Annotated in this window: 7 protein-coding genes, 1 tRNA gene and 1 pseudogene; 2 read left to right on the top strand and 7 right to left on the bottom strand. The window is 37.8% G+C overall.

What is annotated here, in order from left to right; translation table 11 throughout:
- Positions 1–23: 23 nt before the first annotated feature.
- Together tnpC and DBR39_RS24065 are read left to right on the top strand one after the other, a co-directional pair.
- A pseudogene (gene tnpC, locus DBR39_RS24070) lies at positions 24–1,592 on the top strand (IS66 family transposase).
- On the top strand, positions 1,543–2,340 hold the full coding sequence (locus DBR39_RS24065) for a DUF6602 domain-containing protein (protein ID WP_315085994.1): 798 nt from the start codon (positions 1,543–1,545) through the stop codon (positions 2,338–2,340). Before tnpC ends, DBR39_RS24065 begins: the two are co-directional and overlap by 50 nt.
- A gap of 441 nt (positions 2,341–2,781) precedes the next feature.
- On the opposite strand, the gene DBR39_RS24060 is transcribed toward DBR39_RS24065, so the two are convergent.
- From DBR39_RS24060 to DBR39_RS24020, 7 genes are all read right to left on the bottom strand, one after another.
- The gene (locus tag DBR39_RS24060) at positions 2,782–3,393 is read right to left on the bottom strand and encodes a hypothetical protein (protein WP_124537192.1); all 612 of its coding nucleotides are present in this window, start codon (positions 3,391–3,393) and stop codon (positions 2,782–2,784) included.
- 1,379 nt (positions 3,394–4,772) lie between these two features.
- Entirely contained in the window at positions 4,773–6,083 is a 1,311-nt protein-coding gene (locus tag DBR39_RS24045) for a site-specific integrase (RefSeq protein WP_123865855.1), read from the bottom strand.
- Positions 6,084–6,353: 270 nt separating this feature from the next.
- A tRNA-Ser gene (locus DBR39_RS24040) sits at positions 6,354–6,438 on the bottom strand.
- A gap of 217 nt (positions 6,439–6,655) precedes the next feature.
- Entirely contained in the window at positions 6,656–7,150 is a 495-nt protein-coding gene (locus tag DBR39_RS24035; RefSeq protein WP_124537191.1) for a hypothetical protein, read from the bottom strand.
- A gap of 110 nt (positions 7,151–7,260) precedes the next feature.
- Positions 7,261–7,611, bottom strand: coding sequence for an immunity 51 family protein (locus tag DBR39_RS24030; RefSeq protein ID WP_124537190.1), 351 nt, complete (start codon positions 7,609–7,611; stop codon positions 7,261–7,263).
- Between the two features lie 29 nt (positions 7,612–7,640).
- Positions 7,641–8,246, bottom strand: a complete 606-nt coding sequence (locus DBR39_RS24025) for a hypothetical protein (RefSeq protein WP_124537189.1) — start codon at positions 8,244–8,246, stop codon at positions 7,641–7,643.
- Between the two features lie 15 nt (positions 8,247–8,261).
- Positions 8,262–13,019: an RHS repeat-associated core domain-containing protein gene (locus tag DBR39_RS24020; RefSeq protein WP_228447913.1), complete on the bottom strand. Its 4,758-nt coding sequence runs from the start codon at positions 13,017–13,019 to the stop codon at positions 8,262–8,264.
- Between the last annotated feature and the right edge of the window lie 16 nt (positions 13,020–13,035).

The raw sequence follows: 13,035 nt of genomic DNA, 5'->3' as shown, positions 1-13,035 counted from the left end.
AAAATTAAATGTAAATTTAAGGTATGGAAACAGCACTGGAAAACCTCTCGAAAGAAGACCTACTAAAGGTCATTTCCAGCCGTGATGAAAAGATAAAATCACTTTCCAAAGACTCTTCTTCTAAAGTCAAAAAAATCAATTTGCTTACCAGCGAACGCGACATACTTTCGCAAGAACGGGATTACCTGAAAGCTCAAGTCGAGATGCTTAAACGCATGCAGTTCGGGCAGAAGCGCGAACGCTTCGAAGGTGCCCCCAACCAGACCGAACTTCCTTTTGAAGCTGAGCCCGCAGAAGCGCAGCAACAGCAGGAGGAAGTCAAGCAGAAGATCGAGTATATCCGTAAACGTCCAAACCACAAAGGGCGTGCGAAGCTTCCCGAACATTTGCCGGTAATAGAAAAGCATATCCACCCTGAGGGTGGCCTGTCTGAAATGGTGTACATCGGCAAAGAGATCACCGAGGAACTGGAATGTGAGCCTGCAAAGTTCTATATCAACCGTTATATCCGCTACAAATATGCCGCTAAAAACGGAGATGGCGTTAAGATCGGCGAGCTCCCTGAGCGTGTCATTGATAAAGGCATCCCCGGAGCCGGTCTGCTAGCGATGATCTTAACAAATAAATATGTCGATCATCTCCCGCTATACCGCCAGAAGCAGATCTTCGCCCGGGAAAACATACAGATCGCTTCTTCAACGATCGAGGGATGGACAAAGGAAGCCCTGATCAAACTCCAGCCACTTTACGACCAACTGGTCTTCGACACAAAAGCAAAAAGGATATCTACAGGTAGATGAAACGCCTATAAAAGTACTCGATAGCGATAAGAAAGGGGCTGCCCATCAAGGTTATTATTGGGTATACCACGCTCCATTGGATGGGACTGTGCTTTTTGATTATAGCCCTACCCGGGGCAGCAGTGCGCCTTTGGCCATACTGGGCACTTTCAAAGGTTATCTCCAGACGGACGGATATGCCGTGTATGAAAAGTATGGCAAGAAAAAAGAGGTCACCACCTGGCCTGTTGGGCACACGCACGCCGTGAGTTTGAAAAGGCATTGGACAATGATCGCCCGAGAGCTGAAAGGGCACTTCTGATGATACAGGAACTCTATAAAGTAGAGCGCAGGGTAAAAGAAGAACAACTGTCCGCTGATCGGATAAAGGAACTGCGATTGGAAGAATCGCTGCCGGTCATCAACGAAATGGGCAAATGGATCTTTGAAGAGATCAAAAACACCTTACCCAAAAGCCAGATCGGAAAGGCCATGGCCTATGCCTACGCACGTTGGGATGCGCTGTCAGCTTATCTATACGATGGAAACCTACAGATCGATAATAACCTTGCAGAGAATGCCATCCGTCCAATTGCACTGGGACGAAAAAACTATCTCTTCGCGGGAAGTCATGAGGCAGCACAAAGATCGGCAATGATCTATTCGTTCTTTGCCATTTGCAAAAAGCATGAGGTGAACCCGTACCAATGGCTGAAATACACCTTGGAGAATATCATGTCAATCAACCACAAAAACTTAAAAGATCTCTACCCGCAGAACTTTAAGAATAATCTTCAGGAATCAAACATGTAGTTCGTCGGGCGGATACGAAAATTTTATTCACTATGACGTAATTATATACGACCAGTTAGAATCACCAGTACTGTGGATAGAAAACAATGCCGATTCTTCTGAACTAGGACGGTTCATGGCAATTCCTGTGGGATATGTTCATGGAGTAATTGAGGTTAAATCTGCATTCAACAAAAAGGCAGTCAAAAAAACGGTAGAGCAATTGACAAAACTCAAACCGCTATTAGCTTATACCGAGCCTGCGAACCACCCCATTAAATTATATCTTCCGCCAAACTTCTTTTTTGCGACGGTCTTTTATGAGCTTCGAAAGAAAGACGAAATGGACTTCGCTGCTCTAGATGAATTAATTGAAGCCGCAGCAATGAGGGGATTTTATGGTGGTTATATACTCCGTGGTGAAACCATAGAAAAATATTATAGCGGCAAATTAATACTGCTTAGAGAGTCGCAAGAAAGAGTAAGAGATAATCAATCTCTTTTGTTTTATGCACACTCGAAAAGCTATAAGGTAGCAGATGGTACTTTTAGAAAAATACAGCTCAATTATGCAGAATCATACTTTTCAGAATTTGCTTTCGATATAATAGCTTTATTAAAAGGAACATATAATCCAAATGTATTGTTCAGTATGTACGGTATGGGATCAACGCAATGGGAAAATGGCAGTGCAGTAGATATAAGATATTTTAAACCCGAAGACGTTAAAAAATTTGACGAAGAAACTGCCAAGTTCTTTAGAAAATAAGAATCTTCTTATCTCAAAGCCAGAAAGTGAACTCAACAAATTTATTGTGCTGGTCCAATAAATTTCAAATTTGGCATAGCGCTAAAATTGTATTGGAGTTGCTATAGCAACTCCAATACAAAAATTAAATCATGATTTGATCGTTAAACAAATAACTCTAAAGGATTCGAACTCAAAAATATAAAAATATTATACTGTATATCAATATTTTACAATATTTATTACAATTTATGCATTGATAAAAGTTCGAAAAATAAATCCTTTTAACATAAGGCTACAGGATTCGAACACTTTTTTATAAAATATAAATACCTATAAATCAAACACATAACCGCAAAATCCAGTTTAAATCCATAAGTAAAGAGTTCGAAGATAATCCTTTCAGGTTCGCCTGACAGGATCGATTTTGCACATATCTTATCCTTTGGTTTGTTGGAAAGCTCATTGTTTGTTAACAAGTGCATAATATTCTTCAGAGATTGCTTTATATTGATCCATAGTAGAACGTAAAATATCTGCATAGCAATAGTACATATTCAGTAATACGTGATTAGACTTGCAAGGGCATACTGTAAAATTTTGAAATAAAATATTTTCATTATTGGCTGCTCGCTCAAGAGTTTTTTCGAAGGTTTTGACATGAAATTGATAATGTCGTAAAGATTGCACTACTTCGTCATTTGCCACAGCAGTTCGAAGATGATGAAGAGGAAAAAAAGTTTGGTGATGCAGGTGAACTTCTTCAAACCATAAAGTGTTGTATCCTGTATTAATTATCGTATTATATACCAACTCGTCAATTTCTCGACCTTTCTCCAATTCATATAGGGATGGTAAAATTCTAAACACATCTTCCCAATTATTGAATAGCAAACTTGCTCTTGTCACACCGTATTTTTCATACTCTTCAAGATTTTTTCCCAAGTCTGCAAAAATCCCCCTTACTAATTTGTTAAGTTCAGCTACTGCCGTAGATTGTTTTTCTAATAGAGATCCCGTCTCACACATTGAAAGATAATCGAAATTATTTGGAATATCTTTTTCAATCTCCATAAAAACTTCGTCAGTAACATCTTCAAAAAAGCACAATTCTCGATGTAACCAAAGTGTGCATAATAAGGTTCATCATTAGTTGAAATATCAATTCCTCCAATGTAATATGGCAAAGTTACCATAGAGGTGCAGACAATACCACTTACCCATCTCTTTTCACTATGAAATAAATCAATTACTTCGGCAGGAATTGTTCTATCGGAAATAGCTGCTAACTGTCTTAAATTGTAATCACAATAAGACAGCCCTCTTAAAAAATTCTCTGCTTTAAATATGTCAAAATTTGATCTATGCTCTTCTTTAAGTCTTATGACCTTAATTCCAAGTCTTTAAAATGATACCGATGGGTTGAAAATAGCGCCACAACAGGCACATTGCCCTCGATGAATGAGTTGTCTCCGATATAGATAATTGCATGGCTATAATTAGAACGACATTTTTCTCTAATATTTTTTGACATTGCATTTCCAGGGAATCTTACAAGAATTACATCAAACGGCTGTAAAGTTTCTCGATTAAATAAAAACATATAATTTGTTGATTAGATATTATCACAAATTAAGTTTTTTTTAAATTTAAAACTAGAACGAATGAAATAAAATAAATACTTCTGCTCAAAAAGCTGTGAGAATACTCTCAATTAATTATTATGAGAGAAAATATAGGACAAATACGGAAACAGAAATCCTATACTCGATCTGATATATTATCAAAAATTATCTTGCAATATAATAATATTTAGCATATGGAAATTGTAACGAAAAAAGACCTGCAAGCATTTAGAGAAGATTTAAAATCAGATTTGAGTCAAATACTTGAGACCAAATGTAACAGTTCGCATTCTTCGCAATTTGATTGGTTACGTAGTAAAGCCATCAGACGGATGATGGACATATCGCCAGCAACATTGCAAAATTTACGGATTTCTCAAAAAATAAGACATAAGAAAGTAATGGGTTCATACTATTATTATAAGCCAGATCTATTAAAACTTTTTAACAATGCAGAATGACGCATCAAAAAAGGGATTGGAATACCTAGATAATATTTGCGCAGATTCCCGTTTGACTGTTTGGCACATAAGCCTGCTTCTGGCTATCGTAAGGCTTGCCTACCGACAAAACGAGAAAATGGTTATTAGGATCAGTAGAAGTAAATTGATGGCGATGTCTCACATAGATACTGCTCCAACATACCATAAATATTTCAAGCAACTACAAGATTTCGGTTATATCAAATATTTTCCTTCATATCATCCTGGATACAAAAGCACGATTGAACTGTTGGATCCTTTTTTCCAGCAGTCAAATAAAAAAGCCTCGTGAATATATTCTGAGGCTTTTTTTATCCAATCAAAAGAACTCTTCTCAGTGAAAGACTTAACGACTTTGAGATCTCTTAAAATCTTCAAATTCCTTTTTAAACTGCAGCAAGATCATTTTTACATCGTCTTCTGGTCTATCTTCCTTTACAGGCTTTAGCTTGTCTTTCAATATATTCATTTCTCTACTGATCGACTCCTGTTCAGTTATGGCATATTCCTCCGTCTGTTTAACTGAATAATGCCCCAGCATTTCTTTGACGACATGTATCGAAACTCCGTTGTTAAGTGTTACTGTGCTGGCGAATGTTCGTCGCGCTTTGTGGGTATTGAGATTTTCATGCACATCGCAAAGTTCGGCTATTTCTTTTAAGTATTCATTCATCTTTTGATTTGACCGAACTGGTAAAACTGTTCCTCTCTGCAAACAAATTGGATCTTTATCATACTTCGCAATGATTTCTAAAGCCTTTGGCAGAAGCGGTATATCTGTTCCCGCTTTAGATTTCTGCCTACTCGACATAATCCACATACTTCCGTCGTCTGCTTCTTTAATATCACGCCACTCTAATTGGAATACATCTATATATGCAAGCCCCGTATAACATTGGAAAATGAAGATATCCCGTACCACCGATAATCGTTCTGACGAAAATACCTTTTCTTCGATTCGCTGCAACTCTGCTCTCGTGAGAGGTTTCTTTTTAATCTTGGTCTTCTTACCAGTAAATAATTTAAAAGGATCTTTTGGTATAATGTCTTTAGCGACCGCTCGCAGTACAATCTTTTTAAAATTACTGATATACTTTAATGAGGTATTATTCGAGCAATTTCGAACTGTACGCAAATAGTGATTATAACTTTTTACAAATTCGTAGTTAAGTGCGGCGAATGGTAAATCATCGACCTTGTACTTAAACCGGATAAACTCTTTTACATGTGAACGCGCTGTTGTATAGCGTTCAAGCGTTCCCTCAGAATAATCGCCCCTTTTTACCAGAGCTGCAACCTCATCGTTATGTTCCTGGAATTCCTCCAGTACTTTATTCCGCTGCTTGTACTTGCCGTTCACATAGTCGATCAAATCAACGGCACTTACTGGTCTTTCCTGATTCAGCAATCCAGTCCTGAAGCTATTAACTTTAGTTGTCAATGAGTCTAGGAAAAAATTAAGATCCCTAGCGTCTTCCTTTAGGCCAATAGCCCTTTCATCCTGCTGGCTCCATCTATCTGCTACCCATTTTCTTTTCGTAGAAGATTCCTTGGCTACTCCATCTACGCTGATCCTAATATAAATCAGTCGTTTTGCCTGTTTTTTGTTTTTCGGACTCTTGAGGAAGAAATTCAGTCCATAACTTTGTTCTAACATAATAAAGATTTTAATTGTTATAAATGTCGAACCTAGACTTAAAGTAATCAAGACGTTAAAGTATTTTACAAGTTGAAAATCAATAACTTAAACCACATTCTGTGGCACCTTTTCCAAAATGCAAAAAGTGCCACATATGTGCCACAGACTTTTAGGGCGTTTTTGAAGATTTTGCGAATCACCATAAACAAAAAAATCTCGCAAATCGTTGATTTTGCGAGATTTAACTTTTTTTTGATTGTTTTTAAAAACTTTAAAAACACCTTTCTGCGGAGAGAGAGGGATTCGAACCCCCGGACCTGTTACAGTCAATAGTTTTCAAGACTATCGCAATCGACCACTCTGCCATCTCTCCTTAAACTCCGGTAGTACCGTTGTTTTCAGTGGTGCAAATATAGAAAGTTTTTTATTACTGACAAAATATTTTTTGAATAAAATTTGAATTTCTATAATTTTAAAGAAAATTCCATTTTTTCAGGCTTTCAAAACAAGAACATTAACAACTCAACATCAACTGATTAAGTATAAACAGGGAATATTTCGTCTTCAATATTATTTTTTAACAAATATTTTTATCCGTAGTAATATTCTGTGGTGACATCTCCGCTAAAAGCCGGATGCATGTCCTGTTTCTGCATGTTCAGCTCAAATAATCTTTCGCCATTTTTATTCCCACCCCGTATTTTTAAAGAATACCATCCGTTTTCCAAGGAGAGGGTTATGCTATTGCCTTCATTAATAGAAGCAATATCTTTTAAATATCCAATACCGACAATTTTCACTTCATTATTAGCGGTCTGAAATATCCAGCCTCGCGACTCTACCTCTACCTCATCATCATTCAAAATCTTTTCGTCATTCACTGAAACCCGGAATGCATAATAGTCTTCTTCTACACCTATTATTGGAATGGCGATTCCTGATTTCGTTATTTCATCCCCATGTTCGTTTTCTACAAAATATTTTAAAATATTATTACCCTGAAGATGATTTTCTTCCAGGTATTTTGCTAAAAGCTGTGGACTGAATACCACAAAACCTTTAAGTTCAGAGAATATTTTCTTCATATATATTTGGATTGGATTTGGATTAAATATTATCTATTGTTTCAATATCTTTGGTATTTTTTCATATTTCTTTTTGTTTAATGGCATTTTTTTAATACTCAGATACAAAATCAATCCAATTCAGCACGTGAAAACAAATCTTGGATTAAGGTTTCATTTTCGCATGCATTTTTAAAGTTTAAGATAAATTCTTTTAACTTTTCTGAATCGGAAGAATATGCACAAAACATTCCTGCTTCAGGATCAAAATGAATGATATCAATCAGATCGGCTCTTTTTTCTTTTATAAAAACATCTGCTAATGATGCCCAATCATAGCCATTTCCTTCAAAACCTTCATCACCGCGGGTATCAAATATTTCCTGTTTATAAGCTCCCACGTCCAAACACACTGAAAAGCTGTTTGAATGTTCCACCCAAAAAAAAGGTTTGATTGCTTCTTTTAAATCATTCGTTTCCATAGTTTATATTTTTTATCGCTTGAATTGTGTTATTTAAATTTGCCTGCTAAATCTAAATAATATTGCTTACCATATTCATTGTTTGACTCTTCAGCTTTTCTCTTGAAATAGCTTGCTGCTTCTTCTTTATTTCCCTCGGGAATTTCACTACCGTATAAATCCATGATTACTTCAAAAGAGCTTTCTGCTACTTTTTTGGGAGACATATCCTTTACCTCCATAAAATACTGCCATTTTTGATTGTAACTTTTGAAATGTTCCATTCTTGGAAGAAATATTGCCACATAAGGTCCTACATTCTTTTTGTAAGCATTTTCAAGCATAAACTCATAGATATCCTTTGTTTCCGACAGACTGTATCTTTGAAGCATGTTTCCTATTGCAGAAATGAGTAAAACTACCAGTTTGGTATTATCAGCATTACTTTTATAAATATCTAAAAGAATATCAGCAAATTTTGTATCATTAAAAAGATCGTTATAATACACTGATACTTCAAGTCTCGGAGTCTTTTCAAATTCTTTTACAGCTTGAAACAATTGCTCTTCACTCAGTTTTTTCCATCCAGAAATTTGTTTTTTCAACGATTCAATGTTATCAATATTCTTCTGTATCTTTTGAGGTATGTTGCTCATTTATATATTTTTTCTTTATTTACATTCAACTTTAAATTTACCGTTGCTTTCCACGGATTTGGTCTCCGCTTTACTCATGATATCATCTATTTCGGCCGATGTGTAGAATTTTCTTCCTTGTTTCAGATTGGCAGGGTCATAAGAATGATAGAAACCTCCGTCAAGTCTTCTCTTATTTAACAAGGCCTGGCTTTTATGATGAAATAATGCAGAACCTTCAATATTTCTGGAAGCAATCCTTCCATCTAAATCATCAACATACTTCACTTCGTCGAAGACTTTCCCATCCCTCGCATGCTCCGTAAAACGCTCCTGAACAGGTCGCTCCGTAATCCCTTCATACACCATCACACCATTACTAAACAGTTGGTAAAAAGCGTCCAATCCAAAAATATCGACCCAAATATTGCTATCAAACACAAAAGCATATAAATTGGGATTCCTGCCTTCTAAACCAATTGGATCTTTAGAAATATAAATTCCACTGTCATTATCATAATATCTAAAACGATTATAATAAAGGCCGCCTGTTTCTATATCTTCATATTGTCCGAGCTGCCTAAACGGAATAAAATATCTATCGCCTTTTACATTTTGAAGATTTCCATAAATATCATATTCTGTACTCCAGATGACCTTACCTACTTCATCAAAAGCCTGAACAGGTCTACCTAAATAATCAGAAACAATACTATAGCTTTCCCCATTGATAATTTTAGCACATGGCACATATGAATTTTGCTCATACACCCAGGTCACCACATTTTCCACAGGTTCTTTGCCTGCAATGACATTTCCTTCATCATCTACAACCGTTACAGGATCTTCCTCTGCATCGTAGCTCCATTCATGGAGAAGGACATTACCATCCCAAATATAGCGAGTTATTTTCTTTAGTCCAATTTTTGAAGTTCTTCTTCCCAGTGCATCATATTCAAAGCTTATTTCCCTGCCATCAGGGCGCTTTACTTTAGCCAGCATTCCATTAGCATTCCAGGAATAAGCCCAATCTCCTGAGAACCATTCCTGGTTTTGGACTTCTGTTGAGGTTTCTTCATTTACATTGGGCAAATCAGCTCCATCCGGCATTTTCGGACTGTTTAACCAATCTGAAGCAATGGTTTTATAGTAAGGATGTGCATTATTTGAGTCTTCCGTATGCTCCGACTTCACATTATTGATCGGCCGTTTGCTTTTTAACAGCAAGTTGCCTTCGTCATCGTAATGGTAAAACCAGTTTTTATCCCGCATCAACTGTCCTCCCTTATTATAGATACGGTCTGTACGTTTGGCACTTTCATATAAACATCCTGTAGCATCCGGATTTTTATATTGCACTTCTCCGGTGGAATACTCAGCTGCCATCAGGCTTCCGAAGGCATCATAATCAAACCTTGTTCTTCCGCCAGTCACCCTATCCAGGGTATGCAGCAAACGGTTCCCTGCTCCCCAGTTGTAATCTTTATGGAAAGCGGTATTGATTGTATTCACTGTCACTTTCTGGCTTACGGGCATTCCGATGTGATCGAATTCGAAAGTACTCTCCAGGCCGCCAGTCATTTCACGGGAAAGCATTTGTCCGTTCCTGCTGATCTCAAGATTCATCTGCCAAGGTAAGGTTACCTCTTTAGCTGTTGCAGAAATATTTCTAAGCTGTCCCAGATCAGTATAAGAATAATCAATTTTTGCTCCTAAACTGCTCTGCAGACCAATGAGTTTTCCCTGATCATCATACTCATATTGAATAGCATGTTCACCTTGTTTTTCACTGGTGATCTGTCCTAATTTATTTCTCTGAAAACTAACACTATTATCTTCATTATCTGCTTTGATCAATAATCCCGAAGTGTCATATTGATAGGCTTCCCAAGTTGCATCCGGATAATGGGTTTGTGTTATTCTTCCTGCCAGATCATATTCATAAAAGATATTTTTCCCGTGAGGGGTTCTTCTTTGAGTAACCAATCCGTCTTTATCGCGAACAAAGAATTTTTTCTGCCCCTCAAAGCCTGTTTCTCCTATGATTTCATTGTTATTATTTCTTTCAAAAGAGTAGATCTCTCCTTTTTCATTGGTGATGCTCATTAAGTTCTCGTAAGCATCGTATCCAAAAGCTAAGGTTTCTTCTTTTTTACTGGTAAGCGCATTCCGGCGAACCTGTCTTTTGAGGCTTCCCATAGGAGTATAGCTCATCAGCCATTCTGCCCGCCCATCTGTAGCATACACCGGAAGATCATAAGCATCGTAACGAAGTTTTAATGGTGATTGTCCCTGTTCATTTACTTCTACTACTCTTCCCATTTTATCCCTGTTCCATAGAATCCTGTTTAAAGGCTTCGGACTGAAGACCAACAATCTTCCATATTCATCATACTTCCAATATTGTTCAGCTCCAATTGTATTGGTCAATTGAATAAGCTGACCTCCGTGATTATATTCGTAAGAGGTTATCACATTTTCTCTTATACTTCTTTCGGGAAGTCTTTCCCCATCGGCATATTCATAATAGATACTTTCTTCTGCAGCATCCGTATGGCTTATCATCCTTCCCTCCTCATCATAATTCCATGTTTCAGAAGTTCCTGAAGGTGAGAAACGAGCAGTCACCTGACCGAATTCATTGTACTGATAATGATATTCTTCTCCATCGGGACTATGAAAAGTCTTAATATTTCCCATTTCATCATAGGTATATCCCTGAACCCTTCCTTCCGGGCTTCCTATCATTTTCAACTCGTTGTGCGCTGTAAAGTCATACCATGTTTCCCCACCCTCTCCATCTACTTTTTTGTAAACAAGAAAGTTTTCATCGTAATAATAGCGTTCTGTTTTATTGCTCTGCTTTGGATATAGTACTTCTGTAAAACCTTCGTTATCATTATAAAGAAGCCTGCCTTCCATATACCCATCTACTCCTTTGGTATGAACTACTCTTCCTTCTGCATCATATTCCCACTGATAGCTCATTCCGTTTCTGTTGGTTCTTTTCACCACCTGGTTTTTCCCGTCATATTCAAAGGCAATTGCTTTTTTGTGAATATCCCAGACGTGGGTAAGATTTCCGAGATCATCATAATCATAACGAACCTGCAGATCTCTCTGTTGTTTATAACAGTAATACACTTCTGTTACTTTTTTATATTCAGGATGAATAACAGTTTCTATACTGAATCCACTCTTCACATCCTTTATACTCTTCAGGACAATGCTACGGTCTTCATATTCATATTCATATTCATATTCTCTGATGGTGCCATCCCCATATTCAATACGGATCACCTTATAGATTATTCCTTCTGTAATATGATGGAAACGTCTGTAAGTGTAGATATCAGTTCCTTTCCGGATCACCCAAATACTGCTGCTTGGCCTGTACTGCCATATTTTCTGATCTCTGAAATAGGTCATTTCTTCTCCGATTTCAGGTGCGGGAATCAACATTGCAATATTCTCATAAGGATGCATCCATCCGGCAAACCTATTGTCTTCTTCGGGAAGAATAAAAAGATCATGATTATTAAAGACACCGTTTCCTAAAGGACCAAAATCATAAGGTCTGTCACTATGCCATACATTTCTCCATCGTAAAGGAGTGCTTCCCTGAATTTCAAAATCATTCCATTCAAAAACCATAGCTCCTGTAGCAAAATTTACAGGTTCCAATCCCCAGTGGCATAACTTTTTAGATAAAGCATTGGCAAATTTGAATTTATTGAACGGGGCTTTTTTAAGGACACTGTTATTGAGCTTTTTTAGCCCATTCGCTCCCAGTTTCCCTATTTTCTTAGTCAGACCTCTCATTAAAAACATCCCTGCAAGACGCATCAGCATTTCACCGGGTGTATAGACATGCGGAACAAAAGCTCCTCCCACCAATACAGGTCCCCCCGTATTGATCTGGATATACATGCTTGAAAAATTATTATAGAAGGCAAAGTAAGCCAGTGGATTTTTCTTTGGTTTATCCGGCATCGCTGGCAGCATAGTCATTCCGAAAGGAAATCCCATACAGGTAAGAACCTGCTGAGGCTGGTTTCCGCTCATTTTACTTCCCTGCGCCAGAACTGTCTGTGAGCCGTAATAGACCTCTCCTTCATGAGGAGCTTCCTGCGGAAAAGGAATGAGGTACACGGGAATCAATGAAGTGATATGCCTGAACGGAATTACCACTCCCATTACACTTGTAGTAGTGGTTGCCTTGTGTCTTCCGTGAACGTATATGGAACCTCCCATCGGAATGCTTTCCGGAAGAGACGGCATCAGATTCCTTGCAAACTGAGGAATAGGAATCGTGATGGTAATATAATCCATGATGTCAAAAACAATTCCGATAAACGGATGCGGCAATGGCAGCGGAATGAGCATGAATGATGGCGGCGGCGGAATCAACGTCCAGTGGATATCAATGGCCAGCACAATATCAAAATGCTTACTCGTATGCTGAATGGCAGTGGATGGCATTGCAGGTGTATTGACCTTAATCAGCTTCACTTTACTTTCCGGAGCGGCTTTTTCTGCTGTCACAGCGCTATCTCCACCTCCTCCGCCACTACTTTTTGCAGGCTGTGCACTGTCTCCTCCAGCTATAGATTTCACCATAGAAACCGGATTCAGGGAGTCAACATTATTTTTCATCCCGTTCTTCCAGCCCTGTGTGGTTTTGTCCCAGCTTCCCGAAGTCACGTCTGCATTCACCTTTAAGGAGCGGTCAGGATTCATATTCGGTTTTTCAACCTTGATGGGTTTTACTGTTTTTTTATTCTGATCTGCCATGATTCTTTTAATTTGA

The organism is Chryseobacterium sp. KBW03 (assembly GCF_003852415.1).
In the GTDB taxonomy this organism is placed as follows: domain Bacteria; phylum Bacteroidota; class Bacteroidia; order Flavobacteriales; family Weeksellaceae; genus Chryseobacterium; species Chryseobacterium viscerum.
This window is presented reverse-complemented; position numbering and strand designations above follow the sequence as displayed.